This window comes from Caballeronia hypogeia (genome assembly GCF_001544875.2).
Taxonomy (GTDB): domain Bacteria; phylum Pseudomonadota; class Gammaproteobacteria; order Burkholderiales; family Burkholderiaceae; genus Caballeronia; species Caballeronia hypogeia.
On the sequence record NZ_FCOA02000004.1, the window covers coordinates 349,639 to 375,719 of the forward strand.

Below are 26,081 nucleotides of genomic sequence, written 5' to 3' on the forward strand. Positions count from 1 at the left end.
GAACTCCGCGACTTCTCGTTTGCTGTTCGGGTCGACGAGCTCGTGTTCAGTTCTTCAGTTCTCTGATGGCTCGGTACAACCCTCTGGAGATGACCGTCATGAAGACCTTGGTTTTATTGGCGTGCGTCATGCTGTCCGCCAACGCATTCGCCGAATGCGCAACGAACGCCGGCGGTGAAACCGTGTGTGGCAACGGGCAGACGACGGGAGGCTACAACCGGAACACCGGTACGGCCTGGACATCCCAGACGAACCAGAATGGTGTGCGGACGAGTCAAACCAACCAGGGCGGAGAGGCGAAAACGATGAACGGCAAGGGTGTCGTGGAAGGTCCTGGCGGAAAGAAGTGCTATCGAAGCGCAACCAGTCACGGCTGCAACTGACAATAACGTCGTCTTGTCCCGGCACCACGCCCAGATGCGAGGGAAGGTACGGGGTAGCGCACGCGGAAGCGTGCGGCGTGACGCGCCGCGCTCAAAGAATCTCACGCTCCGCGTGATACCACGAAGTGCATGACGTCCGTGCGCTTCTCGTCGAAACCGGCTTCGCAATAGGCCAGATACAGGCGCCAGGTACGCACGAAGGATTCGTCGAAACCTTGCGCGCGGACCGCATCGGCGCGCGCTTCGAAGGCATTGCGCCAGCAGCGCAGCGTGCGGGCATAGTCCGCGCCGAACGAGAGCGAAGCGTGCGCAGAGAGTCCCGCTCGCGACGCCGCGCTGACGAAGCGCTCGGGACTCGGCAGCATGCCGCCCGGAAAGATCGTCTCGCGAATGAAATCGCTGGACGCGCGATACGCGCAAAAGCGCGCATCGTCGATCGTGATCGACTGCACGAGCGCCCGCGCGCCCGGCGCGAGACAGCGGCGCAGCGTGTTGAAATACGTGTGCCAGAACGCCTCGCCGACCGCTTCGAACATTTCGATCGAGACCACCGCGTCGTACTCGCCGCGCAGATCGCGATAGTCGCGCAGTTCGATATTCACGAACTCGCTCAAATCTTCACACGCGATGCGTTCCATCGCGAATGCATGCTGGGAGGGCGAGATCGTTACGCCGTGCACATGAATACCCAGGCGTGCCGCGTGCCGCGCGAAGCCGCCCCAGCCGCAACCGATTTCCAGCACGCGCATGCCCGCCTTCAACCCGAGCGTTTCAACGATGCGCTGATACTTGCGATGCTGCGCGGCTTCGAGCGTGAGTTCGGCGTCACCGTCGAACCATCCGCTCGAATAGGTCCAGGTCGGATCGAGCCAGAGTCCGTAGAAAGCGTTACCGATGTCGTAATGCGCATGGATGTTGCGGCGGCTGCCCGGGCGCGTGTTCAGACGCAGACGATGCCGGAGCGTGTGCCAGCACCGCGCGCCGAATCCGCCGGCCACGGTACGCGAAAGCGCCGCCTCGTTGCGGATCGCGAGCCGCACCAAAGCGTACGGATCGGGCGTGTCGAGCCATTGTGCGCGATACGCCTGCGCGAAACCGATGTCGCCCGCGCGCAGCATCGCGCGACAGGCGCGCCAGTCGTGAATGGCGAGATGCGCGGCGGGCTGCATCAGCGGATCGCCAAATACGCAGCGGCCTCCGTCCGGCGTGACCAGCACGATATGCCCGATGCTGATCCGGCGCAGAAGACCGAGAAAGATCCGGGCGGACAGCGGCATGGCTGCCTGCGTGGAGAAAGACCGCAGCAGGTTCATGATCGGACCTTGTGTTTCGTTTCTTTCATGTTCGATGGTTGCTTGCCGTGAAAGGGCACGCGCTTCATCCACAAGCGCAGCGCCTGCCAGTGAATCCGCGCGATGACGCACGCGGCGAAGAACGGCTCCCTCATCAGCGTGCGCCATGCGAGCGCGCCGCTGAGCGGACGAGCAACGAGGCCGATCGCGGTGCGGATCAGAAGGCCGTCGCAGTCGTGGTAGTCGATCGACACGGACACATGATCGCCATGCCGCCGCACGCGAAACCGGTAGTCTCCGGTTACCTCGCAAAAGGGCGAGACGTGCAGCGTCTTGCGGCAGACGAGCACGGTGTCGTGAGCAATGGGCGCGTGATCCTGTGCGCTCAGCAAATACCCGCGATGCTCGCCGAAGGTGTTGCGCACATCGGCATAGAGCGCGCGCAGTGCGCCAGCGCGGTCATGGCAGAACCAGAAGCTGACCGGATTGAATGCGTAGCCGAAGACGCGCGGGATCGTCAGAAGGTGGATCTCGCCATCGGCGGGAATGTGGGCATCGGCCAGGCGCGCGCGCATCCAGAGATCGAGGTCGCAGTCCTCGCGCGGCCCGTAGTCGCGCCGGAACAGGGCGAGCGGACGAATGCGGTCGATGCCGAACCACGGACGGCGCAGCGCATCGAGTTGCGCGACATCGCAACAGACGTAGCGAACCGGATAGTCGAAGCGATGCCTCGCGGGACGCACGCGCTCGTGCATCACGCGGCCCGTCAGCCATTGCGCGGTCCTCATGGCACGGCCCACGCCGGCTGCACACCGAAGTCGCGCGCCACGCGCAATGCCGATTTCAGCCCGTCCTCGTGAAAGCCGTAGCCGGTCCATGCGCCCGCGTACCAGGTGCGGCGCACGCCTTGAATGTGCGGCAGACGCGTCTGCGCGTCGATGGCGGCGAGATCGAACAGCGGATGCGCGTATTCATAGCGGCCGAGCTCCGTGCCGGGCGCGGGTTCATCGAAGGGATTGAGCGTCACAATCACCGGCGTGCTGAAAGGCAGTGGCTGAAGCTGGTTGAGCAGATAACTCACGCAGACCGGCGTGCTCGAATCGCGCACATGTCCCGGGCGCGCGCCGATATAGTTCCACGCCGACCAGACCCGGCGGCGGCGCGGCAGCAGCGCCCGATCCGTATGGAGCACCGCGAGGTTGCGCTGATAGCGCACGGCGCTGAGCAGCGCGCGCTCCTCGTCGGATGCGTCGGCGAGCAGACGCAGGCTGGTCGGCGCGTGGGTGGCGAGCACGATGGCATCGAAGCGTTCGGGGGCGGCTGCATCGGTCATCACGATCACGCCGTCGCCAGCATCGCGGCGGCGCACGCTTCGCACCGGCGCGCGGGTGCGCACGTCGTCGAGCGTCCGCGCGATGCGCCGCACATACTCGCGCGCCCCGCCGACGACCGTCTTCCACGGCGGGCGCTGATTCACCTGCAAGAGCGCGTGATTGAGACAGAAGCGCAGGAACGTGGCGGCGGGAAAGCGCAGGATGTCGTTTGCCCCGCTCGACCAGATCGCCGCGGCCATCGGGACCAGATAGCGGCGCTGGAAGTTCACGCCGTAGCCGCCTTCGACGAGCAGTTCACCTACCGAGCAGCGATTCACGCTCGCCTGCTCCAGGTGCGCGTGGGCCGATGCGTTGAAGCGCAAGATATCGCGCAACATGCCGAGAAAGGACGGCGAGAACAGATTGCGCCGCTGCGCGAACACGGTGTTGAGATTCGTGCCCGCCCATTCGAAACGTCCGTCGTCGAGCGAAACGGAAAACGACATGTCGCTGCGATGCGCGGCGACGCCGAGCTCGTCGAACAATGCGACGAGGTTCGGGTACGTGAGGTCGTTGAACACGAGAAAGCCCGTATCGACGGGATGCCGCGCGCCGTCTGCTTCCACATCGACGGTATGGGTGTGGCCGCCGAGATAATCCGCCGCTTCGAACAGCGTCACGCGATGCGCGCGCGACAGCAGATACGCGCTCGCGAGACCGGCGATTCCCGCGCCGATCACCGCGATGCGCTGTCCTTCCCTTCGTTTCGATGCATTCATGCCGGGCAGTCTCCTCGCGCTAGAAGGTCTCCTCGCGCCGCCTGGACGGGGCTGTTTTCGACAGATACGAAAGAGACGCGCGCGCGGATGCACGTGCGTTGCTTCGTTATTCGCGCTGGCCGGGACTTTGAAAGCCGGGCTTGCCGAGTTGTTCGGGCGATTGCGGCACACGCCTGAAACGCGCGATGTCGTAGCCCATTGCATCGAGGCGCGCGAGCAGCGAGCGATAGACGTCGTCGCCCATCGACGGTTCGCGTGAAAAGATCCAGCCGAGTTTCTTGTTCGGGTAACCGAGGATTGTGTAGCGATAGTCGGGATCGACAAAGAGCGTCAGTTGCGTCACATGAATCGGCCAGAAGAGTTGCACGCTCCATTCGCCGCCCTCGCTGCCGGGCTTCACGGTATCGACGAAACGATGTGTCGTCTCCGGCTCATCGAAGCTGTTCTTGCGACCGCGAAAGACATCGTCGATCCTGCCGTCCGGGCGCTGCGACCACTCGATTTGCGTGCCGACGAAATCGCGCTCCGCGAAGTACGGAATATTGGCGATCACGTACCAGCGGCCCATGTAGCGCGGCATATCCACGGGCACGGTTTCGAGCGGCCGATCCGCTCGCGGATTCGGATTCGGCGGGCTCGAACAACCCGTCAGCGCCACGACGACGCCGGCCGCCACCAGCACGATGACGATCGCGCGATGCGCGGTTCTCATGGGATCACCTTCATCGGACGCCTCTCGAACAGATAGTGCGCGACGCCCCATTCGCCGCCGCGCGCATAGCCGAACAATTCGGCGACCGCCATGTAGAACATGCGCCAGCGGCGGAACCAGACCTTGTCGGCATCGCCGTATACGCCATGAAGCATCGGCATGATGCGATCGCGCGCGGCGTCGAGCGCGGCGAGCCATTGATCGGCGGTGTGCGCGTAGTGCGAGCCGTTCACCCACCATTGACGCGTCACGCGCAGATCGTCCTGAAAATGCAGCAGCAACGATGCGGACGGCATCGTGCCGCCGGTGAAGAAATAGCGCGACATCCAGTCGCCGCCGTCGCGCGATGTGAAGTGATAGGCGAGGGTCTTATGAGCGAAGAGGTGGACAAAAAGTCTTCCGTCATCGGCGAGCCAGCGCGCTATCTTGGCGAGGAGCAGGCCGTAGTGCTTCATGTGCTCGAACATTTCGATCGAGAGTATGCGGTCGAACGGTGCTTCGTCGGGTGCGAAATCGAACTGGGCAATGTCACCCGTCACGACGCGCAGATTGCCGAGTCCCCGCCGCCGCGCCTGCGCTTCGATAAACGCGCGCTGCCCATGCGAATTCGACAGCGCGACGATTCGCGCATGCGGATAGCGCTCCGCCATCCACAGCGCGAGCGAGCCCCAGCCACAGCCGAGATCGAGAACGCGCTGGCCATCCGCGAGTTGCGAGCGCTCCGCATAGAGTTCGAGCATCGCGAGTTCGGCTTGTTCGAGCGTCTCGTCGCCGCGCGGATAGAAGCCGCACGAATACTTCAGACGGGGGCCGAGATGCGCCTCGAAGAACCCGTCCGGCAATTCGTAATGCTGGGCGTTGGCGGCTTGCGTCTGGATGGCGATCGGGCTCGCGCGCAGTTCCGCCAGGAATCGCTCGAAGGCTTGCGTGCGCAGCGCGTTGTCGTTCGCATGCTCATCCGTGAGACGCTGGCGGATCAGCATGCGCATGCCGGCGCGCACGAATACATCAGCCACGAGACCACGCTCGCACGCGCGGATCAACCGGCTTTCGTCGAACGCGGGCATGTTGGCGGGCAGGGCGGGCGCTTCGCGGGCGGGGGTGTTCATCGGCATGTCGATCCTTTGTTCACGCGCGCTTGCGCGGCCATGGAAACAGCGCGCTGGTCGTGCGCATGTAGTCGCGATAACCGTCGCGTGTCGCGGCCAGATGGGCTTCCAGAACCGGAATACCCGATACCTTCAGCAGCAGCCATGCCATCAGCGCGGGCGGCGCGAGCGTGGCCCAGCCCCAGGGCAGCCCTATCGACAGCGCCGCATAACCGACCCAATGCACGCATTCGAAGAAATAGTTCGGATGGCGCGAATAACGCCACCAGCCTGCCCGGCACACCTGTTGGCGATGCGCGGGATCGGCGGCGAAGCGTTTCAGCTGACGATCCGCTGCCGCTTCGCCCGTCACGGCGATGATCCATATCGCGACGAAGCCGGCGACGGCGATCGGGCGTGCGGCGTCACGCGCATAGGCAGGCACGACGAACGCGATGGCGAGCAGCATCGAAATCAAAGCCTGCAACTGGAAGAAGCCGAACATGTTGCGCGCGGCGTCTTTGCCCCAGCGCTCGCGAAATGCGCGATAGCGCGGGTCTTCCGGCTTGCCGTGATTGCGCCGCCACAGATGCCATGCGAGCCTTGCGCCCCAAACGGCGCCGCCCGCCGCGACACACACGCGATTGATCACCGCGCCCGTTCCGCACGCGGCGATGAAAAGCGCGGCCGCGCCCAACGATGCGGCCCAGACCGGATCGACCATGCCGGCATTTTCCGTACGCAACTGCCAGAGCCACACGGCTGAAAACACCAGCACAAAACCGATGACGACGGCGATGACGGTGACGATGATGGGCATGACTGCTCCGCGAATACGCGTTCACCGAGCAATACGGATGCCGTGCATGAGCGGATGCAAGATCGAGTGGGCGAACGAAAAATGGACGTTCGCGAGGAGCGTGGGGCGCGGCGATGCAGATGTCGTTATTCGAAGTTCGACGACCGGCTGCGGACGGCGTGCAAAGACTGCAAAGACTCCGATCGTCAGGCCGAGTGCATCTGGCCGGTGGCGAGCACGGGTCCGGTAGGCGCGCCGGTCGGCGATCCGCCCGATGGTTCGTCCGATACCGCGAGCACGGCCTGCGCGCTCAGTTGCGCGACGATCTCCGGCGGCAGCGTCATGGTCGCGGGCTGATCGGCGGGGAAGACGCCGAGCGCGATCGGCTTTGCGTTCGGCGGGATGAGCCACAGTTCCGTCGCGCGGTTCGCGGGAATCGTCACGTGCGCGGCCGGCACCACGACCATGCGCGCGTGCTGCAGGTCGACGGTCGCGGTCCAGTGCACGATGCCGTCCTTGCGCGCGATGGAGGCGACCATGTACTGACCCGGCGCGGCGGCCGTCGTGGGCGTCTGGAGAGGCTGCCGCATCACGCTGAAGGTCACGCCGAGCAGAACGAGCGCGGCAACGCTCGCGCCGACGGTGAGCCAGCGCCAGAAGCTCAGGCTGTCACGCCAGCGCACGCGCTCCGGCGCGACCGGCCGCGCCGACATGAAACCCAGGTCGCGGCGGATACGCGCCCAGACGCGCCCGGGCGGCGGGATCGCGTGACTATCTTCCGCGAGCGGCGCGAGTCTGTGCTGCCAGACCTCGAACGCTTGCTGCAACGCCGGATCGCGCGATACGTCCGCTTCGAGCGCCGCGCGTTCCGCTGCATCGAGCACGCCGAGCGCGTACTCGGCACAGCGCAGATCATCGTCGTCGCGAACGGGCGGGTTCATTGTTCGAGGCAGCTCTTGAGTTGCATCAGGCTGCGGCGGATCCAGCTTTTCATCGTGCCGAGCGGCACGGCGAGCCGTTGCGCCAGCTCGCTATAGGTCGCGCCGCTGAAGAACGCTTCGCGGACTGCGCTCTTCTGCTGCGGATCGAGCCGATCGAGACAGTGTTCGAGCCGCCGGCGTTCCTCGCTCGATTCGGCAGCCGCGGCGGGTGTAGGCGCTTCATCGGCGACGTCGGGCGCACTGCTTTCGCCGAGCAGCTCATCGCGATGCTGCCGCATGCGGTCGATCGTGCGATTGCGCCCCAGCGCGATGAGCCATGTGATGGCGCTGCCGCGGGCCGGATCGAAGGTATCCGCGCGGCGCCAGGTGGTCGCGAAAACTTCCTGCAGGATGTCCTCGGCTTCGCCCCGGTCGCGGATCATGCGCACGATCACGCCGTACACGCGCGGCGAGGTCGCGCGATACAGCTCGGCGAACGCCTGCTCGTCGCCCTTCGCGACCTTCACGAGCATCTGGTTTACGCGCTCGCGCCGCAGCCGCTCGGTGTCATCGGGGACATCGGGGTCGACGTTCTCGGTGCTGCCTGAAGTGGTATCCGTCATGGGGCAGATGTGCCGGGCTGCGATTCGGGCGGGTATGTCGCGCAATATAGCATCGCATTATCTGTCGCGTGTCCGCGCCGCCTCGTGTCGGACGACCACACGGACGGCTGCGCGTCAGGGTTCATTGCTGGTCGGTGCGTTACGGACGTTTCGCGAGTGTCCCGCGACATATGGGGCAATGTTGTGCATCAGTTGATCCGCGAGCGCCTGAATGGCCTCTTCGCTTGCTCACCGCCGACAGCGTCATGCTCGTGCGATCGGCGGCGCGCGTCAGACTGCCGGTTTCCACAACGGCGATAAAAAGCCGCAGCGAATGCAGGTCGTAATGAAAGTAGCTCGTCTGATGTGGATTCACGGGATCGTGCCGTGCCGCCACTGTAACGGAAACGCGCTCAGGCGTGCCGCGCCGCCAGTGAACGCCGGCTCGACACGAGCAGCAACAGGACGCCGACGACCTGCAGCGCCATCACCGGCGTCAGCGCAATGGCGAAGCTGCCCGTCTGCTCGCGGATCACCCCGATCAGATACGTGCCGGCGAAACCGGCGAGATTGCCGACCGCGTTGATCTGCGCAAGTCCGGCGGCAGCGGCCCTCGGCCCCAGACGCTCGCTCGACAGCGCCCAGAAGGGGCCCTTGAACGCGTATGTGCCAACGAGCGTGAGGACGAGACAAAGCACGGCGGGAGCGAGTTGCGTCGTCATCGTGCACACGCCCAGCGCGATGGCCGACAACGTGAGCGGCAGGGCCGTGCTCCAGACGCGTTCGCGCTTTTTATCCGAGCGCACGCCCCACCAGATCATCGCGACCGAAGCGACTGCGAACGGAAGCGCGTTCAGCCAGCCCGCCTGAAGGTTCGACAGCCCATAGCTCTTGATGATCTGCGGCTGCCACAAGGACAAGCCATTGCTCGCCGCCGACGTTCCCGCGTACACAAGCGAGAGCAGCAGTACTTGCGGATGGAACATGATGCGCCACGTGCGTTCATCGTGAACGGGCGCATCGAGTTCGCGTTGCGCGCGCTCGGTGGCGAGGGTGTTGTTCAGCCAGCGCTTCTGGTCGGCGTCGAGCCAGCGAGCATCGTTCGGTGTGTCGGGCAGCCAGAGAAATGTCACGAACGCGAGCAGCATCGCCGGAATGGCTTCGATGATGAAGAGCCATTGCCAGCCGTGCAACCCGCCGATTCCCTGCATGTTGAGCAAAGCAGCGGAGATCGGCGAGCCGACGAAGCTCGATAGCGGCACGGCGACATAGAAAAAGCTCACAATGCGTCCGCGATGCGCCGCCGGAAACCACTGCGTCAGGTACAGGATGACGCCCGGAAAGAAGCCCGCTTCGGCAGCGCCGAGCAGGAAGCGGATCGCATAGAACGAATTCGGGCCGCTGACGAACGCCGTGAGACCCGATATCACGCCCCAGCTCAACATGATCCGCGCGATCCACTTGCGAGCGCCGAAGCGCTTCATCGCGAGATTGCTCGGCACCTCGAAGAGGAAATAGCTGAGAAAGAACAGACCGCCGCCGAGCCCGAACACCGACGGACTGATGCCGATATCGCGGTTCATCTGAAATGCCGCGAAGCCGACGTTGACCCGGTCGATGAACGACACGAGATAGCAAACCATCAGAAAGGGCACAAGGATGGTGGTCACGCGCCGTAGCGTGGCGGGACCGATGTTGTTTGCTTCCATGCGGCTGTGTCTCCTGTATTTTTCCGGTCGAGCCGGCACCTGCATGTCGATGAAGATAACGTGAAAATATCTTAACGTATACATTGTTGAATGTGATAACTTATCGACTACGGATTTACACGGGCATGCGGGAGGCGATTCATGACCACGGGTACAGCATCGTCGCGGGCACCGGAGAAAGAGCACGCGGCGGGCAAGATGAGCGCGACGGCTTACGTCGCGATGAGAAGAAACATTCTGGATAACGTCTGGACGGTCGGTTTCCAGGCAACCGAGATCGAAATCTCGGAAATGCTCGGCATGAGCCGCACACCCGTGCGCGAAGCGTTGATGCGTCTTCAGCAGGAAGGGCTTATCAAGGTGACGCCGCGTCACGGCATGCGCGTGTTGCCCGTCTCGCCGGACGACATGAAGCAGATCTACCAGATCCTCACGTCGCTCGAATCGACGGCGGCAGAACTCGTCGCGGCGCGCGGCTTGAGCGCGGAGGAACTGAAGCCGCTCAAACGCGCGAGCGAAGCGATGGACGAAGCGCTCGCCGCCGACGATCTCGACGCGTGGGCGCGCGCCGACGAGCAGTTCCACACGCATCTGCTCGATCTGTGCGGCAACGAGATGCTGCGCGGCGTCGTGCTGAATTTCTGGGATCGCGCGCATCGCGCGAGGATGGTCACACTGCGCATCCGGCCGAAGCCGGTCAATTCGACGAAGGAACACGGCGCGCTGGTATCGGCGATTCGCAAGGGCGATGTCGCGAAGGCGGGCGCCGTGCAGCGCGCGCATCGCGAGCGCGCGGGCGAAGAACTGCTCGGCTTGCTCACACGCTTGGGACTCAGCGCGCTGTGAAAGGCGTTCGAGGCATCACGAAACACATACTAAGGACCGGTCCATGTCACAAGTCAGCCCATCGAAATTCAACATCGCAGTATTGCCCGGAGACGGCATCGGCGTAGAGGTCATGAACGCGTGCGTCGCGCTGCTCGAAGCCGCGCAGAATCACGACAAAGGCCCCACGCTCACGATGACATCGTACGAAGCGGGCGCGCAGCACTATGCGAAAGCGGGCGAAGCGCTGCCCGAACGCACGCTCGATGCCGCGCGCAACGCTCACGCGGTTCTGTTCGGCGCGATGGGCTGGCCGGACGTTCGCTACCCCGACGGCACCGAGCCGATTCCGCAGCTCGACCTCCGCATGGCGCTCGACCTGTACGCCGGCGTGCGGCCGATCCGCTGGTTCCCCGGCTTGCCGAAGGTGTTCGCGAACGAACGCGCGACCGAGATCGACTTCGTACTCGTGCGCGAGCAGACCGAAGGCCTGTTCTATGCGCGCGGACGCGGCACCGTCGACAAGGAAGCCGGCGAAGCGTACGACACGATGCAGATCACGCGGCGCGGCACGGAGCGCATCAGCCGCTTCGCTTTCGAGCTGGCCGAGCGCAGAAAGGCGCGTCGTGGCAAGGCGCGCGTGACGTGTGTCGATAAGGCGAACGTGTTCACGTCGATGGCTTTCTTCCGCGATGTCTTCAACGACGTCGCCCGCAAGTACGAGGGCGTTGCCGCCGATCACGCCTACGTCGATGCGATGGCGCTGACGATGGTCGCGAAGCCGTGGAATCTCGACGTGCTCGTGACCGAGAACATGTTCGGGGACATCCTGTCCGATCTCGCGGCAGGGCTTATCGGCGGAATGGGGATGGCGCCGTCGGCGGATATCGGTGACGACCACGCGCTGTTCCAGCCTGCGCACGGCACGGCGCCGGACATCGCCGGCCAGGACAAGGCCAATCCCGGCGCGATGTTCCTCTCCGGCGCGATGATGCTCGACTGGCTCGCCGAACGCTTCGATCAGCCGGCGCTCGCGCAGCGTGCACGCAACATCGAAAACGCGTTGCAACTCGTGCTCGCGAAGGGCGATGCACGCCCGATGGAATACGGCGGCCCGGCCGGTACGCGAGCGATGACCGAAGCGGTCATCGCGGCGCTGCCTTACGCCGGCAAATAAGGCCGCCAAATAAGCTCGTTCAGAACGCCGGGCTGCCGCGTGCGGCCCGGCAGGACTTACCGAAATCTCATGTTCATCATTGCTGTGACGTTCACGGTGCACGAAGCGCATCGTGACGATTTCCGCCGCGCGATTCTCGCGAATGCAGCGACATCGCTGAGAGAGGAAGACGGCTGCATCGTGTTCGATGTGTGCGAGGCGCAGGATCGTCCGGTCTTCTTCCTCTACGAGCAATACGCCGACGAAGAAGCGTTCGGGTTGCATCTCGCCGCGCCGCATGTCATCGACTTCGATCGCGAGTCCGCGTCATGGGTGAGTAAAAAGACAGTCGAACGGTTCATGCTGTTGCCGCAAACATCGCGCGCCCGAGACATCCCCGGCCATGGCCGGTAAGCGCTTACGAGCAGGGCGACGAGTAGACCTGCTACTGCAGCGGCCGATCTTGTTCCCGCAAGCGCTTATGTCGATAAAGTTGCGCTCACCAAGGGCTCGCTGCAAATTGCTCTGCAAGGATTGGCACGACGGAAGGGCTCGCGCCAGCTCGGCGCCAAGCCCGAAAATATCATGTCTTTCGCCAAACGCCTCTTTACGATATCTAGCGATCAGTCACTGGCCTTGGGGCCAAAGTACGTTGCCAGTATGGCGAAGCCGCCGGAGATAACGAGGGGGATCGCGAAGTAGCCAAATGTCGTTGGCAGCGGGGTGTTTGCTGCAAGCAGCGCGCCGCCGACCATCGGCCCCAGAATGGCGCCGAAGCGACCGAAGCCACCGGCCCAGCCAATCCCCGAACTACGGAGACGCGCCGGGTAGATCAGGGCCGCGAGCGAGTAGAACCCGCTGAAGCCGCCCATGAGCGTGAAGCCCATGCCGAACGCAGTGAGAAGCGTGGCGGCAAGCGGCATATGCTGAACGAACAGCATCATCATGCCCGAGCAGACGAAGAAGAACAGGGCGATCAGCTTGCCAATGTCGCGACGAATGGCAAGGTAGCCGATGATGACATCGCCGAAGACGCCGCCGAGGTTTGTCAGGCTACCTGCCCAGATGGCGTCGGATTGGCTCAGGCCGGCCATCACCGAAATCTTCGGAATCCAGCTCATCAGGAAGTACAGGACGCCGTAGCTCAGGAAGGTTGCCACCCACAATGCGATGGTTCCCTTGAACAGCTCGGCGCTGAACAGATCCCGCGGCTTAGGCAGATTGCCCTCATGACTACGTGCGGGCAGTGCGCTGATCTGCTGCATCCCCAGACGTGCACGCAGAGCGTTCGAACGTTGGAGCGCATTCTTGGGTTGACGCGATTCCAGGAATGCGACCGATTCCGGCAGCGCGATCCACACGATAGGCAGCAGGACGAGCGTGATGACAGCCGCGCCCAGCATCGTTGCTTGCCACCCGAACGCCGGGATGGCGAAAATGGCCGCGATCCCGGTGAGCACTGCGCCGACGGGATAGCCGGCCTGGAAGATACCGACTGCAAGGCTGCGACGGCCCGGAGGAGCGTATTCGGCAACCAGTGCGCCGACCGACGCCAGCAGCGTGCCCAGGCCCAGACCCGTCAGAACGCGCATTGCCGAGAATATGGTGAGATCGTGGGTCAATCCCGAACCCAATGAACCCAGCGTCATCAGCACCAGGGCCAGCAGAATGATAGGGCGACGTCCCCACGAATCAGCGAACGGAGCGACCACGATACAGCCGAGAACCATGCCTGTCATGCCGGCCGAAAACACGACGCCGAGTTGTGCCAGGCTGATATGCCAATCCGTTGCCATGGCAGGAGCGATGTAGGACACGATCAGCAAGTCCATGCCATCGAGCGCGTTCATGACCGTACACAGTACGACGACCGTGATCTGTAACGCCATCCATTTCACAGGATTCACGCCCTGTACGGACGGGGATTCTGCAACGTAGCTCATAAAAGCTTCCTTTAAATTGTTATTGACGGACCTGTACTGCACGGTGCGGCTGACGATCGAAGGTTCGGCACCCGGCCCGCGCTTCTCACACGCGAACAGCAGGGCATGAATCGATCGTTTGTCTCCTTCTGCAACCGTCAGGTAACGCTCGCAGCGATCGGGAATCCGATCATCGAGCGGGTGGATGATTGAAAATGGAATGAATCAGTTCGATCGCGCACTCGGTGTCATCCGTCATCGAATATGTTTCGGAAGACCAAGTGGCATTAAGAGCTTCCGACCGCCACATGCTTCGCGCCCGCGTCGAGCATGGCGGTCAGCATATCCAGACGAGGATTCTGCGGACGAGGGTAGCCCGCCGCGCTGTGCTTCAGCTTCAGGTCGAGCATGGCAGCCGCGATCTTGTATGAGAGCGGCCCCGGATTGATGATCGGCACCGGAAGACGCGGTTGCAGCCATGCATGCGACTGGTGCATGGTGGTCGAGCCGAGAATCAGGCACTCCGCGCCATCTTCTTCGATCGCCTTCATCGCCGCTTCGAGGAGGCGCGGATACACCTCGTCTTCCTTACCCGACAACAGGCTCTGATTATTTGTCGGCGCTTCGATTGCACGCACCGACGCGCACTTGTGATGCATGCCGAGTTCGTCCAGCGCCTTCTTGTACAAGGGCTTCCAATGGCTCGCCATGGTGAGGATCGAGAACCTGTCGCCCAACATCAGCGCGGCAAGCATCGATGCCTTGCCGGGGCCGAACACGGGAATGTCGAGAACGGAGCGCAGTGCGTGGACGCCCGAGTCACTCATCGTGTCGATACACACGGCGTCGTAGCCTTCGTCCTGCGCACGGCAACCGGCTTCGAAATTCGCCACGTCGGCCAGTGCGAAATCGTGATGGCTCGCGTAGTTCGCCGGACCCGACTTGACCGCGCGATATTCGAAGCGGATATCGTCGCCGAATTGCAGCCCCTGTAGTTGCGATTCGCGCAGCGCCAGGTTCTCGCTACTCATGGCGAACGGCACGACGACGAGAACGCGGCGCACCTTGTTGTGAGATTCAGTCATGGGAATGGGTGGAAACGGTCACTAAGAACGCCAGTTTTCAAATCACTGGCGTTGTTCATCAGGCGGGCTGTCCGGCCTTCCAGGCGTCGAGAATTTCGCTTCCCGTTGCCGACCACACTCCGCGATGACGAGCAATATGAGCGAGCGCTTCTTCGAGAGCACGAATGCGATACGGCTGACCGATCACCCACGGATGCAGGGAGATAGCCATCACACGTCCGTTATCCGCGCTCGATTCCTTGTAGAGCACATCGAACTGGTCGATCAACTGATCGCGGAAGTCGTCTTCGGTGTGGTGGTTCTGAACCAGAATGGTCGCATCGTCGATGTCGATCGGATGCGGCATCGCGTGGATCCGGCCGGCACGCGTGTTCATGGAATACGGCATATCGTCGTTGACCCAATCGCACAGGTAATCGACGCCAGCTTCTTTCAACAGGTCCGGCGTGTGCCACGACTCCGACTTGGCCGGGCTCAGCCAGCCGCGAACCGGCTGACCCGAAGCCTTGCGCAGAATGTCGAGCGACGCCGTAACCAACGCACGCTCCTCGTCCTCGCTCATGCCACCGTGATGCAGGTGATCCATGTCGAGGCCGTTGGCGATGATTTCCCAGCCGCGATCCACACAGGCCTTCACCAGTGCGGGATAACGCACGGCCACGGCCGCATTCATTGCGGCACTCGCTTTGAGCCCGTGTTTCCCGAGGGCTTCCATGATGCGGAAGATACCGACGCGGTTCCCGTAGTCACGCAGCGTGTAGTGGCGGAAGTCGGGATAGGCCGTCTGCATCGCGCCCATCGGCTTGAACGGCTTGCTCTGCATGTTGAGCGGGAACCATTCGAGCGCCGGGACGATCCAGAGCGCAATGCGGTTTCCATTCCCCCACTCGATGCCGGGACGCTGCGGCAGCATCGACCAGTCATAACGCTCGTGGTCCATGCCGTAGCGGCGCAGAGGGTATTCCAGATATTCTTTGTCCAGACTCATGGCGCTTCTCCGACAGCGTGGGCTGCCTTTGCGAAGGCATCGTAGTAGTGGGTGTTGAAGTGCTCGGCGATCTCGCGGCCGGTCGCAAGCCACACTTTGTCGTGGCTCGTAATGTACTGAAGGGCTTCTTCGAAGGCCGCAAGTCGATACGGCTGGCCGATCAGATACGGATGCAGGGGAATGCACATCACCGTGCCCGACTTCTCGCCTTCGCGGTACAGGCGGTCGAACTGGCGCTTGATGATGTCGCCGTAACGGCGCGGCGAAACCTGATTCACGTTATAAACGATCGTGTCGTTCATCTCGAGCGAATAGGGAATCGACGCAAGCTTGCCTTTCGCCGTCTTGACCGGGCCCGGCTGGTCGTCGTGGAACAGGTCGCATACATAGGTCAGGCCCATTTCAGCCACGAGGTCCATCGTGCGGTCCGTGTAGGTCAGGGCAGGGGCCAGCCAGCCGTCGAGTTTCTGGCCCGTGTGCTTCCTGATCGTATCGATCGAATCCTGGATGACAGCGCGTTCCTGGGCCTCGTCCATGCCCATCAGGTAGCGGGTGTTATACGTGCCGTGGGAATAGAACTCCCAGCCGTTCTCCGCGCAAGCCGCGATGACTTCCGGATGATGCTCACACATTGCGACGTTGAGCGACACCGATCCGCGCATGCCGCAGCGTTTCATGACATCGAGCATGCGCCAGAAGCCCACGCGATTGCCGTAGTCGCGATACGAGTAGTTCTGGATGTCCGGGGCAGGGCGCGACCATGCGGCACGCGACGGATTGCGCGGCGGATCGAGTTCGTAGAATTCGACGTTCGGCGCAACCCAAAAGGCCACCCTCGCCCCGTTCGGCCATTCGATCCTGGGCCGCGCATCGTACGGCAGGTAGTCGTAGAAATTGGGGTCGCGCTTCATCATGCTTCCTTGGCCGGCATTTTGGCGATGGATTCGAGAATCTCGTACACGGACAGCACATCGGCATACTTCACTGCCATGTCGTACAGATTCGCGAAGTGCGGGCTTTCGTGTTTGTCGGCCACGCATTCTTCAGCGACGATCGTGCGAAAGCTGCGTTGCAGGCTGTCGACCACCGTGGCGCGCACACAGCCCGACGTCGAACCGCCGGTGACGATCACCGTATCCACGCCGTGAAACGTCAAGATCGAAGACAGGTTCGTTTCGAAGAACGCCGACGCCATGCGCTTATTGACGATGATGTCCCGCTTCTGGTCGATCACGAGACGCGGATCGAACTCGGAGCGAGCCGAACCCACCTTGATGTTCTGCAGCGAATCCGGGGTGTTGCTGCGCGTGCCCCAGATGCCGCAGTCCTCGCCCGATTCCATGTAGGCCACATACGTCCACACGACCGGGAAGCCCTTGGCGCGAAACGCGGCGGCGAGCTGATTCGTGTATTCCATTTGCTTCGGGTCGGTCTCGTACGCCGTCGCGAATTCGCCGACGCTCGTGTATGCCTTCTGCGGATCGACGTTGATAAGGGCAGGCATGCGGCCAAAGCCGAAGCGCTTACGCGTGGGGTTCGCCTTGAACTCCTCGAACAGTTGGCGGGCAGTTTTGTCAGAAGTTTGCATGCGAAAGTCTTGAGTGATGGGAGCTTCGAAATCACGCAGATTGCCTGCCGATCGGGCGGGCAGAGCGCACAAGGAATACGTTGTGGCCATGATGCGAGTGCATTATTATCCTGTCAATAGAACATTTGACCTTGCCAACGACTTCAATGTCCCATGTAAGTTGAAGCGATGCGGCAGGGCAAGACGTCCATTGTCAGAGACTCGTCATGGTGGCGAAGAGGATGCGTTACTGATTGGCGGCGTGGCGCAGCAACTTCAGCCAGCTCAGGAAGCTTGCCGTATCGCCCGGTTCTGCATCGCCCAGCGTCAGCGTGCTGTTGAGCAGCGCATCGGCGTGCGAACGCGGCCAGACGCGTTCGCACAGGTCGAGAAACTTGTTCGACAGTTCCTGCGTCGTGTAGGGCGACGCGTCATCGCCGCGATTGACGCTGACTTCGGCCTCGTGCAATTGGCCGCTCTTATCGAAAACGCGAACCCGCGCGGGACGTTCCTGCGGCAGTCGCGCGGTCATGGACGGATCTTCGACCACCGATACCCTGGACGCGAGAGCGAGCACGTCCGGATTGCGTATGGCGTCATACGTGAAACTGGGCAGACCGCTGCTTCCGTTGACGATGCGGGTCGCCACGGCGAAAGGCACCGAGAACTTGGCTCCCAGCGTGTTGCGCGGCGCGGGATCGATGAGTTCGGCCGCGTACTTGTAGGTCGTCACTTCGATGGACGATACATCCGTTGCCTTGGGAAGCGCGCCGCGTTCCGCGAGGGTGTCGAGCGCGTCGAGTGTGGCGTGGTTGTAGCGGCAGCACGAATGCAGCTTGAAGTAGTTCTGCATGAGGTGCCATTCCTCGCCCAATCCGCGAAGCAGCGTGACATGGTCGTAACGCTCCGACACGATTTCGCCGAACAGGGAGGCCGGGCCATCCGCTTCGCCCTGAAAGCCGCACAGCACGAGTTGGGCGGCCAGCAGCCCGTTGCTATTCGAAAGGCCCGCATACACATTGCGCACCAGCCCGCCTTGCAACATCGTTTTCTTCGACGTGGCGATAGTCATGGACGACGCCACATTGAAACTCTCACGCACACCAGCGGCATCGGCGCCGAACACACGCGCACTACCCGCTGCCGCGCCGAGCGTGCCCCACGTCCCGTGCACATGCATGGCGTCGCGCAACTGCGTCGAGGCGCCGAAACGCGAGCCTGTTTCATACCCGACGGCCAGAGCCGCGAGAAAGCTATGCGCGTCCGCGCCTTGAGTTTCGCTCAGTGCGAGGACTGCCGGAAGCATGTGGATGGCCGGATGACCGCGCGAGAACCGGTTTCCCTCATCCATTTCCAGGAAGGTGCCGGCCGTTCCGTTGATCAGTGCCGCTTCCATTGGACTGGCCTGTGCACCAAGACCGATCAAGGTCGCCCCATTGCCGTGGGAAACACGTTGCGCCATGGCGCGTAGCTCAGGTTCGGCCGAGCCGCCAACGATGGCGCCCAGGGTGTCGACAAGTACCCAGCCCAGTTGCTGGCGTACATCCCGAGGAAGCTTTGCGTATTGAAGATCGGCGCCGAAAGTGCCGAGTCGATCGAGATACTCCACGTGTTCTCCTCCTGATTAAAGACGATCTGCGTTGTCCATGCTTGACAGTCTAACAAAGCTGTCCTATCGTTGGAACAATAAACTATTTCGCAAGCGTTCACAGCCTCGCATGTGGCTGCAACGTACGCGGCAATTACCTGGAATTCCGAGTGAAACGCAACACGCAGGCCACGGCGGCCAAATCGGCGATCGGTTCGCTCCCTCTTCCGAAATACCATCAGATCTACCTTGTCCTCCGGCAGAAACTGGAGGAAGGCCTGTATGACGATGGCGTTCCGCCCGAAAAAGAACTGGCGCAACAGTTTGGCGTCGGCCGCGTAACCGTGCGGCGGGCGCTGGAGCAGTTGGTCAACGAAAGCCTGATCGTCCGCGAAGCCGGGCGTGGCACGTGGCCGGCTCCGCGCGCGGAGCAGCAGGAAACAGCGGCGCCGGGTGACAACGTCAATCTGAGGATGGGCGGGCTGCTGAACAACATCGTCCAGGCGAGCCGGCGGACCACGATCAAAGTGCTGGAGTGGAGTGTGATCCGGGCTTCGCCCGTACTGGCTCAGGCATTGCAGATCGCGGAAGGCGAAGAAGTGCGGAAGATCGTGCGCGCGCGCAGTAGTAGTGCCGGTCCGGTGTCCTTCATCACGACCTATCTGCCTGTCGAACGTGCGGCGGGCTTCACCCGTGCCGATGTAGCCCGCAAGCCGGTTCTCCAGTTGCTGGAAGAATCCGGCGTGGAGTGGGGCCGGGCGCGTCAGTCGATCTCGGCGAGTCAGGCGGATGCAACCGTCGCGGCAGAACTGGACGTTGCAATCGGCGCAGCCCTGCTGTCGGTCCGGCGGCTGGTATTCGACAGCAATGATCGGCCCGTGCAGTTGCTTCACGGTCTGTACAGGCCGGATCGATACGAATACCAAATGGAATTGACCCAGTTTGGTGACATCGACGCGCGCGTCTCAGAGGGCGAAATTTCGCCGAGAAGCAATTGATGTCGATCAGGATCAGACTCAATCAAGGTGCCTGAGAGAAGCACCACCGACTACAGAATACGTTTTCGAGCCATATGACTCTTCCTGCTAACTTGGCCCAGAAGCTCATCGCACGGGCCAGCGGTCGTCCACATGTCATTCCAGGAGAAATTGTCAATTGCAAGGTCGATCTTGCGATGTTCCACGATTCCTCCGGTCCGCGTCGCCTGAAGCCCATGCTGGAAGATTTGGGCGCCCAAGTATGGGACAAGTCGCGGATCGTTCTTGTCCTGGATCACTATGTGCCTGCGCAGGACGAGGATTCGCGCCGCATCGTCCGCATCGCACGCGATTGGGCAACCGAGCAGAAACTGCCTAACGTCTACGATAGTGAAGGCATCTGCCATGTGGTCCTTCCGCAGAAAGGGCACATTCGGCCTTCCATGTTTTGTGTCGGTGGCGATTCGCATTCGCCTACTGGCGGTGCGTTCGGCGCTTATATGTTCGGCATCGGAAGTACCGAGATGCTCGGAGTCGTCGTCACCGGCGAAATATGGGTGCGTGTTCCGGAAACCATTCGCATGCAGTGGGATGGTCGCCTGCCGGATGGCGTGACGGCCAAGGATATGGCATTGCACATGATTGCCCGCTTCGGGATGAATGGCGGCAAGTATCAGGCCATCGAGTTCTGTGGTGAGGCTGTGCGTGCGTTGTCGATGCAGGAGCGCATGACCTTGTCGAACATGAGCGCGGAGATGGGCTCTCAGGTGGGACTCATCGCAGCGGATGAGACCACGCGTGAGTGGCTGCGCGGTGTCGGCGTGAACGAGGTCGAGATCGATCAGTGGCAAAGCGACGAGGGCGCTGAAGCGGCGGCGCATCGTTTCAACGCTGCCGAACTGGCGCCGCAGGTGGCGGCTCCGCACAGTCCGGCCAACACCCGTCCGGTCGATGCCTATCAAGACGTGGCCGTGCAAGCGGCCTACATCGGTGCGTGTACCGGCGCCAAGCTCGACGATTTGCGTGCTGCGGCGAAGGTGTTGGCCGGGCAGCGCGCTGCAGCCGGCGTACGACTGATGGTCGCCCCGGCCAGCGTTCTCGATCAGCAACAGGCCGAGGCAGAAGGTGTGATGGAAGTGCTGCGAGCGGCGGGCGCCGACGTGCTGCCCACGGCTTGCGGTGCGTGTTCTGGTTATGGCGGCAGCATTCCCGACGACGCGAACGTAATCGCGACGACCGCTCGCAATTTCAAGGGGCGTATGGGATCGACAACTGCTCAGGTGTACTTGGCGTCCCCCTATACCGTTGCCGCATCGGCTCTGAGAGGCCGTATTACCGACCCGCGCGAGGTACTGGCGTGAGCACGATCGATATAGAAAATGCGCGCGTTTGGGCGGTTGGCTCGGACATCGACACCGACCAACTGGCTCCCGGCGCATACATGAAACTGGGACTGGAAGGCATCGCGCCTCACTGTCTCGAAGTGGTTCGTCCGGAATTCGCCGCAGAGGCTCGTCCGGGGGACGTCATCGCGGCGGGCCCGAATTTCGGCATTGGCTCTTCCCGCGAACAGGCGGCGGGCGCCCTCGTGCGACTGGGTGTGAAAGCGGTCATCGCACCGTCCTTCAACGGGCTGTACTTTCGCAACGCATTCAACCTCGGACTGCTTCTGATCACATGCGCGGATGCCGGGCTTTTGCGCGATGGTGAAGCCGTGAGCCTGAGTCTCGAAGGGACGGGGCCCGTGGTACATCGGGCAGATGGCCAGACGCTCGACTGTGAGCCCATCCCGGTATTTCTGCTTGAAATGGTGGCGGCTGGCGGTTTGCTCAATCAACTGCGGAGTCGTTTTAGCAAAGCTCCCAAGGAACTCTGAGATGACATTTAATTTTGCCGAGCATCCTGCCCGCATTGTGCGCGCTTCCGAGATGCCGGAGGAGACGCCTGCCGTTCCCGTGGTTATCGTCGGGGCAGGCGCTTGCGGTCTGACATCGGCCATTCGACTGCGCGAAGCCGGTATCGATTGTCTCCTGCTGGAGCGCGATTCCGTGCCTAGCGGATCGACCGCACTGTCCTCGGGTTTCATTCCGGCCGCAGAAACGCGGCTTCAGCGTGAGCTAGGAATTGAGGACTCCCAAACCCTGTTTGCGGAGGATGTGACGGAGAAGACCCACGGACAAGCGGCGCCTCATCTGGTCCAGGCCTATACGCGCGGCGTCACCGGGGCGATAGACACCTTTGAACGCCTCGGCGTCAAGCTTGAAATTCTCGACGGGTTTCTCTATCCCGGTCACCGCGCACGGCGTATGCATACCACGCCTGAGCGCACGGGCGCCGCACTGATGGCTTGTCTGGAGCGTACCGCCACAGCCGGCGGGGCGGACGTACTGGTGGAATCAGTCGTGCGCGAGCTCTGGCTTGACGAGAATGATCGGGTGCTGGGGGTCGGCTACGCATCGCCCGACGGCACGATGGCGTACGTTGCATGCGACGTCCTGATTCTGGCATGCAACGGCTTCGGCGGTAACGCCGCCATGGTGGGCGAGTTGCTCCCGGCCATGAGTGACGCCACGTTCGGCGGCCATACCGGCAACGACGGCTCGGCGATTGCATGGGGCAAAGCGCTGAATGCGCGAATGGCGGACCTCGGCGGCTACCAAGGGCACGGTTCATGGATCACGCCTCAGGGCGCGCTTATGACCTGGGCCGTGATGATGGAAGGCGGTGCGCAGATCAATGCACGCGGCGAGCGTTTCCACAACGAGAACAACGGCTATTCCGAAGCCGCGACGGGCGTGCTCGCTCAGCCCGGCGCCATCGCCTGGAATGTATTCGACGAACCGGTGCTGGCGCTCGCACGCACGTTCCCTGACTACGTCGAGGCGGAAAAAGCCGGTGCGCTGCGCACGGCCGAGGACGTTGCCGCGCTGGCGGCGCTCATCGGTTGCGAAGTGAAAACGCTTCGGGGAACGCTCGATGGAATGGCGGCCGGTGTGACGGATTCGTACGGCCGGACCTTCAAGCGTCCGCTGCAAGGGCCGTACTACGCCGTGAAAGTAACGGGTGCGCTTTTCCATACACAAGGCGGCCTCGATATCGACGCGCAATGCCGTGTGCTTCGCGAAGATGGCTCGCCGTTCCCGAATCTGCTGGCGGCGGGCGGTGCGGCACGCGGCGTATCGGGCAATGAGGTATGGGGCTACTTGTCGGGCAACGGCCTTCTCAGCGCCGTGGGCGGCGGCTGGGTGGCCGGCGCGACGGCTGCGACACACATCCAGGGCTGATCAACATGACGAAGAAAAACTTGAAGGACCAGTTGCGCGGGGATCAGGCGGTGCTCGCTCCGGGCATCTATGACGCGTTCACCGCGTTGATTGCCGAGCAGGCGGGCTTTGATGCGCTTTATCTGTCGGGCGCATCGATTGCCTATACTCGCCTGGGCCGCTCGGACGTGGGACTGACGACAGCGACGGAAGTGGCCGACACGCTGGCGCGCATCACCGAGCGCGTCACCACGCCTGTCATCGTGGATGGAGATACGGGCTTCGGCAACGCGCTCAATACCCAGCGGACCGTGCGCGCCTTCGAACGCGCAGGCGCCGCGATGATCCAGCTTGAAGATCAGACCTTCCCGAAGCGCTGCGGCCATCTGAACGGCAAGGGCGTCATTTCTGCAGCCGAGATGTGCGGCAAGCTGCGCGCCGCGCTCGACGCTCGTCATTCGGAGCAGACCCTGATCCTCGCCCGCACCGACGCGCTCGCCGTCGAAGGCTTTCAGCAAGCGCTGGAACGGGCCGAGGCCTACCTCGATTGCGGTGTCGACGCGCTCTTCATAGAAGCGCTACGCACTCCGGAGCAGATGAAGGAAGCTTGTGACCGATTCGCAAACCGCATTCCGCTTCTGGCAAATATGGTCGAGGGCGGCAAGACGCCTGTGAAGAGCGCGGACGAATTGAGTTCGATCGGCTTTCGGATCGTGATCTTTCCGGGTGGAACCGCGCGCGCGGCGGCCTTCATGCTTCGTGATTACTACGGCAGCCTGCGCCAGCACCGGACCACTCTGCCTTGGCAGGACCGTATGCTCGACTTCGACGCACTCAACGACATGATCGGCACGCCGGAATTAATGGCGACGGGAAAGAAGTTCGAGGGCGCCGCCTGATCGCGAACAGGGCTGTGAGAAGGCGCTGTTCGAACGCCGTCTTTTAGTCTGTCCACCGGTTTGGATCGGTATCCAGGCCGGCGAAGATCGCAGATAACAGCTCCTCAGTCAAATCCACCTGATCCAGAATCATGCATTCCCCATGCAGTGATTCGTGCGGCGCTCGACTGTAGTACTACTAATTCAATAAAAAACGAAGGAAACGGAGATTTACGATGAAGAAGTTCGCTTTGACCGTTTTGGGCATGGTGCCTTTGTTCGCTTATGCGCAGTCGTCGGTGACGCTCTACGGCATTCTGGACGAAGGTCTGCATTATCAGAATAACGCGGGCGCCGGGAAGAAAGTGTCGATGGACTCGCTGTCGGGCCCGTACGGCAGTCGTTGGGGTATCACGGGCGCGGAAGATCTGGGCAGCGGTCTTCAGGCCATCTTCACCGTTGAATCAGGAATCAACATGCCCAACGGGCAAGCGGCTCAGGGTGGAACCATGTTCGGCCGCCAGGCGTTCGTCGGCCTCAGGAGTGCGCAGTACGGTAGTGTGACCATGGGTCGTCAGTACGACATGGTCTTCTACTTTCCCGAATTCATATCCGGCTATGCACTGATGGGTGGCCCGACTTCGGTGCACCCGGGCGATCTGGACAACGCGGCAAACTCGGTTCGCTGGAACAACACGGTCCGCTATATGAGCCCGTCGTTTAATGGGTTCACGTTCGGCGGCTTGTACAGCCTGGGTGGAGTTGCGGGTGACTTCACGTCGCAGAGCGGTTATTCGCTGGGTGCGGGCTATACGACCGGCGGAATCAAGGTCGCGGCCGCATACGAGTTCTTCAAGAACCCGACGGCCACGGCCGGCCGAGGCCTCTTTACCGATAACCAAAGTGGTGCGTCGAGTCTGAGCGGTTCGCTGAACTCAGGCTATCAGGTCGCGCAGTCATATCAGGTGGCGATGTTCGCCGCCAGCTACGCGATCACTGACAAGTGGACGGTTGCCGGTTCGTATTCGAACACTGAATATGGCAATCTCGGCGCGTCGTTTCTCAATAGCCAGGCGAAATTCCATAACTTCGATATCGCCGTCTCGTACAAGTTCAGCCCGTTTCTTTCGACGGGACTGGCCTATAACTACCTGAAGGCCACGGCTGTCGGGAAGGCGGGCAATAGCGACGTCGGCAACCAGCATTACAACCAGTTCTCGTGGGCGACGGACTATGTGTTGTCGAAGCGCACCGAGCTTTACGGTGCTATCGGCTACCAGATTGCCTCGGGGACGAATTCGCTTGGACGGAGCGCGGTGGCCAATATCAGCAATCTGGGTGATTCCTCGACCGATAAGCAGGTGCTGGTTCGACTCGCTATCCGCCACCGCTTCTAAGAGCCAGAGGTGCGGCGACCAAGCTCACTGGTCGCGCAATACGCGGTTTCTATTAATTTAACGAACTTGCCGAAATGAGAGTCCTTGTTGCAGTAAAGCGCGTTGTCGATCCGAATGTGAAAGTCGGTGTGAAGTCTGACGGGTCCGGTGTCGATACCGGGAACGTCAAGATGTCGATGAACCCATTCGATGAGATCGCCGTGGAAGAGGCCGTTCGTCTGAAAGAGGCGGGCGTGGCGACCGAGGTCGTCGTCGTGTCGTGCGGCGTCACGCAAGTACAGGAAACCTTGCGCACGGCGCTCGCGATCGGCGCGGATCGTGCAATTCATGTTGCATCGGACGCAGAGCTTCAGCCGCTGGCCGTCGCAAAGCTGCTCAAGGCTCTCGTGGACAGGGAGCAACCCTCGTTGATTGTCCTGGGTAAGCAGGCAATCGACGACGATTCGAACCAGACCGGCCAGATGCTCGCCGCTTTGGCGAATCTGCCGCAAGCGACGTTCGCCTCGAAGATCATGATCGCCGATGGCAAGGCCACCGTTTCGCGCGAAGTCGATGGCGGTGCCGAAACGCTGTCGCTGTCACTGCCGGGCGTGGTGACGGCGGATCTGCGCCTGAACGAGCCGCGCTATGTGACGCTGCCGAACATCATGAAGGCGAAGAAAAAACCGCTGGAGACCGTGAAGCCCGAAGATCTCGGCGTGGACGTTACACCGCGTGTGAAGACGCTCAAGGTCGCGGAGCCGCCGAGGCGTTCTGCCGGCGTCAGGGTGCCGGACGTCGCGGCGCTGGTCGAGAAGCTCAGAAACGAAGCGAAAGTACTGTAAGGGGAGCAGAGGAA

The 26,081-nt window shown here is 62.2% G+C and carries 26 protein-coding genes and 1 pseudogene; 11 read left to right on the plus strand and 16 right to left on the minus strand.

Annotated elements, in window-relative coordinates:
- Positions 1–98: 98 nt before the first annotated feature.
- Complete coding sequence (locus tag AWB79_RS10325; protein WP_061167376.1) at positions 99–383, plus strand: hypothetical protein; 285 nt, start codon at positions 99–101, stop codon at positions 381–383.
- A 101-nt stretch (positions 384–484) separates the two neighbouring features.
- Here the strand turns inward: AWB79_RS10325 and AWB79_RS10330 are convergent, their stop codons facing one another.
- The 10 genes and pseudogenes from AWB79_RS10330 to AWB79_RS10370 form a co-directional block, all read right to left on the minus strand.
- Positions 485–1,696, minus strand: coding sequence for an SAM-dependent methyltransferase (locus AWB79_RS10330; RefSeq protein ID WP_061167293.1), 1,212 nt, complete (start codon positions 1,694–1,696; stop codon positions 485–487).
- Positions 1,693–2,463, minus strand: a complete 771-nt coding sequence (locus AWB79_RS10335; RefSeq protein ID WP_061167294.1) for a DUF1365 domain-containing protein — start codon at positions 2,461–2,463, stop codon at positions 1,693–1,695. Before AWB79_RS10335 ends, AWB79_RS10330 begins: the two co-directional genes overlap by 4 nt.
- Positions 2,460–3,767 (minus strand): NAD(P)/FAD-dependent oxidoreductase, encoded by a 1,308-nt coding sequence (locus AWB79_RS10340; RefSeq protein ID WP_061167295.1) that lies wholly within the window; start codon positions 3,765–3,767, stop codon positions 2,460–2,462. The genes AWB79_RS10335 and AWB79_RS10340 overlap by 4 nt, the downstream gene beginning before the upstream one ends.
- A gap of 106 nt (positions 3,768–3,873) precedes the next feature.
- The gene (locus AWB79_RS10345) at positions 3,874–4,479 is read right to left on the minus strand and encodes a lipocalin family protein (protein ID WP_061167296.1); all 606 of its coding nucleotides are present in this window, start codon (positions 4,477–4,479) and stop codon (positions 3,874–3,876) included.
- On the minus strand, positions 4,476–5,588 hold the full coding sequence (locus AWB79_RS10350; RefSeq protein WP_061167377.1) for an SAM-dependent methyltransferase: 1,113 nt from the start codon (positions 5,586–5,588) through the stop codon (positions 4,476–4,478). Before AWB79_RS10350 ends, AWB79_RS10345 begins: the two co-directional genes overlap by 4 nt.
- Before the next feature lie 19 nt (positions 5,589–5,607).
- Positions 5,608–6,387, minus strand: coding sequence for a DUF1295 domain-containing protein (locus tag AWB79_RS10355; protein WP_061167297.1), 780 nt, complete (start codon positions 6,385–6,387; stop codon positions 5,608–5,610).
- Between the two features lie 185 nt (positions 6,388–6,572).
- Entirely contained in the window at positions 6,573–7,307 is a 735-nt protein-coding gene (locus AWB79_RS10360; protein ID WP_061167298.1) for an anti-sigma factor, read from the minus strand.
- Positions 7,304–7,909 (minus strand): sigma-70 family RNA polymerase sigma factor, encoded by a 606-nt coding sequence (locus AWB79_RS10365; protein ID WP_061167299.1) that lies wholly within the window; start codon positions 7,907–7,909, stop codon positions 7,304–7,306. The genes AWB79_RS10360 and AWB79_RS10365 overlap by 4 nt, the downstream gene beginning before the upstream one ends.
- 220 nt (positions 7,910–8,129) lie before the next feature.
- Positions 8,130–8,264: pseudogene (locus AWB79_RS38140) on the minus strand (LysR family transcriptional regulator); the annotation flags it as partial.
- A gap of 37 nt (positions 8,265–8,301) precedes the next feature.
- Complete coding sequence (locus tag AWB79_RS10370; protein WP_061167300.1) at positions 8,302–9,597, minus strand: MFS transporter; 1,296 nt, start codon at positions 9,595–9,597, stop codon at positions 8,302–8,304.
- A gap of 141 nt (positions 9,598–9,738) precedes the next feature.
- Between AWB79_RS10370 and AWB79_RS10375 the strand changes: the two genes are divergently transcribed.
- The 3 genes from AWB79_RS10375 (at position 9,739) to AWB79_RS10385 (ending at position 11,992) form a co-directional block, all read left to right on the plus strand.
- A complete protein-coding gene (locus AWB79_RS10375; RefSeq protein WP_061167301.1) occupies positions 9,739–10,443 on the plus strand; it encodes a GntR family transcriptional regulator in 705 nt (234 codons plus the stop codon).
- Positions 10,444–10,486: 43 nt separating this feature from the next.
- Complete coding sequence (locus tag AWB79_RS10380; protein ID WP_061167302.1) at positions 10,487–11,599, plus strand: isocitrate/isopropylmalate dehydrogenase family protein; 1,113 nt, start codon at positions 10,487–10,489, stop codon at positions 11,597–11,599.
- A gap of 69 nt (positions 11,600–11,668) precedes the next feature.
- A complete protein-coding gene (locus AWB79_RS10385; RefSeq protein ID WP_061167303.1) occupies positions 11,669–11,992 on the plus strand; it encodes a putative quinol monooxygenase in 324 nt (107 codons plus the stop codon).
- Between the two features lie 209 nt (positions 11,993–12,201).
- Here AWB79_RS10385 and AWB79_RS10390 read toward each other — a convergent pair whose 3' ends face one another.
- The 6 genes from AWB79_RS10390 to AWB79_RS10415 form a co-directional block, all read right to left on the minus strand.
- Entirely contained in the window at positions 12,202–13,521 is a 1,320-nt protein-coding gene (locus tag AWB79_RS10390; protein ID WP_063963467.1) for an MFS transporter, read from the minus strand.
- A 266-nt stretch (positions 13,522–13,787) separates the two neighbouring features.
- Positions 13,788–14,585 (minus strand): aspartate/glutamate racemase family protein, encoded by a 798-nt coding sequence (locus AWB79_RS10395; protein ID WP_198399000.1) that lies wholly within the window; start codon positions 14,583–14,585, stop codon positions 13,788–13,790.
- Positions 14,586–14,643: 58 nt separating this feature from the next.
- Entirely contained in the window at positions 14,644–15,573 is a 930-nt protein-coding gene (locus tag AWB79_RS10400) for a polysaccharide deacetylase family protein (protein WP_061167305.1), read from the minus strand.
- On the minus strand, positions 15,570–16,487 hold the full coding sequence (locus AWB79_RS10405; RefSeq protein ID WP_232470861.1) for a polysaccharide deacetylase family protein: 918 nt from the start codon (positions 16,485–16,487) through the stop codon (positions 15,570–15,572). Before AWB79_RS10405 ends, AWB79_RS10400 begins: the two co-directional genes overlap by 4 nt.
- Positions 16,484–17,161, minus strand: a complete 678-nt coding sequence (locus AWB79_RS10410) for an isochorismatase family protein (protein ID WP_061167306.1) — start codon at positions 17,159–17,161, stop codon at positions 16,484–16,486. The genes AWB79_RS10405 and AWB79_RS10410 overlap by 4 nt, the downstream gene beginning before the upstream one ends.
- Before the next feature lie 226 nt (positions 17,162–17,387).
- Positions 17,388–18,749 (minus strand): MmgE/PrpD family protein, encoded by a 1,362-nt coding sequence (locus AWB79_RS10415; protein WP_074169351.1) that lies wholly within the window; start codon positions 18,747–18,749, stop codon positions 17,388–17,390.
- A 149-nt stretch (positions 18,750–18,898) separates the two neighbouring features.
- On the opposite strand from AWB79_RS10415, the gene AWB79_RS10420 reads away from it, so the two are divergent.
- The 7 genes from AWB79_RS10420 to AWB79_RS10450 all read left to right on the plus strand — a co-directional run bounded on the left by AWB79_RS10420 (position 18,899) and on the right by AWB79_RS10450 (position 26,067).
- On the plus strand, positions 18,899–19,726 hold the full coding sequence (locus AWB79_RS10420) for a GntR family transcriptional regulator (protein WP_374728536.1): 828 nt from the start codon (positions 18,899–18,901) through the stop codon (positions 19,724–19,726).
- A gap of 74 nt (positions 19,727–19,800) precedes the next feature.
- Positions 19,801–21,066 (plus strand): 3-isopropylmalate dehydratase large subunit, encoded by a 1,266-nt coding sequence (locus AWB79_RS10425; protein ID WP_061167308.1) that lies wholly within the window; start codon positions 19,801–19,803, stop codon positions 21,064–21,066.
- A complete protein-coding gene (locus tag AWB79_RS10430) occupies positions 21,063–21,581 on the plus strand; it encodes a LeuD/DmdB family oxidoreductase small subunit (RefSeq protein WP_082862316.1) in 519 nt (172 codons plus the stop codon). Before AWB79_RS10425 ends, AWB79_RS10430 begins: the two co-directional genes overlap by 4 nt.
- A gap of 1 nt (position 21,582) precedes the next feature.
- Entirely contained in the window at positions 21,583–22,989 is a 1,407-nt protein-coding gene (locus AWB79_RS10435; protein WP_082862317.1) for an FAD-dependent oxidoreductase, read from the plus strand.
- 5 nt (positions 22,990–22,994) lie between these two features.
- The gene (locus AWB79_RS10440) at positions 22,995–23,867 is read left to right on the plus strand and encodes an isocitrate lyase/PEP mutase family protein (protein WP_061167310.1); all 873 of its coding nucleotides are present in this window, start codon (positions 22,995–22,997) and stop codon (positions 23,865–23,867) included.
- A gap of 215 nt (positions 23,868–24,082) precedes the next feature.
- On the plus strand, positions 24,083–25,243 hold the full coding sequence (locus tag AWB79_RS10445) for a porin (RefSeq protein WP_061167311.1): 1,161 nt from the start codon (positions 24,083–24,085) through the stop codon (positions 25,241–25,243).
- 74 nt (positions 25,244–25,317) lie between these two features.
- Positions 25,318–26,067: an electron transfer flavoprotein subunit beta/FixA family protein gene (locus AWB79_RS10450; RefSeq protein WP_061167312.1), complete on the plus strand. Its 750-nt coding sequence runs from the start codon at positions 25,318–25,320 to the stop codon at positions 26,065–26,067.
- The last annotated feature ends 14 nt before the right edge of the window (positions 26,068–26,081 follow it).

Bases quoted from the DNA above. Each gene is read 5' to 3' on its own strand.
- AWB79_RS10325 (WP_061167376.1), top strand. From the start codon at position 99: ATGAAGACCTTGGTTTTATTGGCGTGCGTCATGCTGTCCGCCAACGCA.
- AWB79_RS10330 (WP_061167293.1), bottom strand. From the start codon at position 1,696: ATGAACCTGCTGCGGTCTTTCTCCACGCAGGCAGCCATGCCGCTGTCC.
- AWB79_RS10335 (WP_061167294.1), bottom strand. From the start codon at position 2,463: ATGAGGACCGCGCAATGGCTGACGGGCCGCGTGATGCACGAGCGCGTG.
- AWB79_RS10340 (WP_061167295.1), bottom strand. From the start codon at position 3,767: ATGAATGCATCGAAACGAAGGGAAGGACAGCGCATCGCGGTGATCGGC.
- AWB79_RS10345 (WP_061167296.1), bottom strand. From the start codon at position 4,479: ATGAGAACCGCGCATCGCGCGATCGTCATCGTGCTGGTGGCGGCCGGC.
- AWB79_RS10350 (WP_061167377.1), bottom strand. From the start codon at position 5,588: ATGAACACCCCCGCCCGCGAAGCGCCCGCCCTGCCCGCCAACATGCCC.
- AWB79_RS10355 (WP_061167297.1), bottom strand. From the start codon at position 6,387: ATGCCCATCATCGTCACCGTCATCGCCGTCGTCATCGGTTTTGTGCTG.
- AWB79_RS10360 (WP_061167298.1), bottom strand. From the start codon at position 7,307: ATGAACCCGCCCGTTCGCGACGACGATGATCTGCGCTGTGCCGAGTAC.
- AWB79_RS10365 (WP_061167299.1), bottom strand. From the start codon at position 7,909: ATGACGGATACCACTTCAGGCAGCACCGAGAACGTCGACCCCGATGTC.
- AWB79_RS10370 (WP_061167300.1), bottom strand. From the start codon at position 9,597: ATGGAAGCAAACAACATCGGTCCCGCCACGCTACGGCGCGTGACCACC.
- AWB79_RS10375 (WP_061167301.1), top strand. From the start codon at position 9,739: ATGACCACGGGTACAGCATCGTCGCGGGCACCGGAGAAAGAGCACGCG.
- AWB79_RS10380 (WP_061167302.1), top strand. From the start codon at position 10,487: ATGTCACAAGTCAGCCCATCGAAATTCAACATCGCAGTATTGCCCGGA.
- AWB79_RS10385 (WP_061167303.1), top strand. From the start codon at position 11,669: ATGTTCATCATTGCTGTGACGTTCACGGTGCACGAAGCGCATCGTGAC.
- AWB79_RS10390 (WP_063963467.1), bottom strand. From the start codon at position 13,521: ATGAGCTACGTTGCAGAATCCCCGTCCGTACAGGGCGTGAATCCTGTG.
- AWB79_RS10395 (WP_198399000.1), bottom strand. From the start codon at position 14,585: ATGACTGAATCTCACAACAAGGTGCGCCGCGTTCTCGTCGTCGTGCCG.
- AWB79_RS10400 (WP_061167305.1), bottom strand. From the start codon at position 15,573: ATGAGTCTGGACAAAGAATATCTGGAATACCCTCTGCGCCGCTACGGC.
- AWB79_RS10405 (WP_232470861.1), bottom strand. From the start codon at position 16,487: ATGATGAAGCGCGACCCCAATTTCTACGACTACCTGCCGTACGATGCG.
- AWB79_RS10410 (WP_061167306.1), bottom strand. From the start codon at position 17,161: ATGCAAACTTCTGACAAAACTGCCCGCCAACTGTTCGAGGAGTTCAAG.
- AWB79_RS10425 (WP_061167308.1), top strand. From the start codon at position 19,801: ATGACTCTTCCTGCTAACTTGGCCCAGAAGCTCATCGCACGGGCCAGC.
- AWB79_RS10435 (WP_082862317.1), top strand. From the start codon at position 21,583: ATGACATTTAATTTTGCCGAGCATCCTGCCCGCATTGTGCGCGCTTCC.
- AWB79_RS10440 (WP_061167310.1), top strand. From the start codon at position 22,995: ATGACGAAGAAAAACTTGAAGGACCAGTTGCGCGGGGATCAGGCGGTG.
- AWB79_RS10445 (WP_061167311.1), top strand. From the start codon at position 24,083: ATGAAGAAGTTCGCTTTGACCGTTTTGGGCATGGTGCCTTTGTTCGCT.
- AWB79_RS10450 (WP_061167312.1), top strand. From the start codon at position 25,318: ATGAGAGTCCTTGTTGCAGTAAAGCGCGTTGTCGATCCGAATGTGAAA.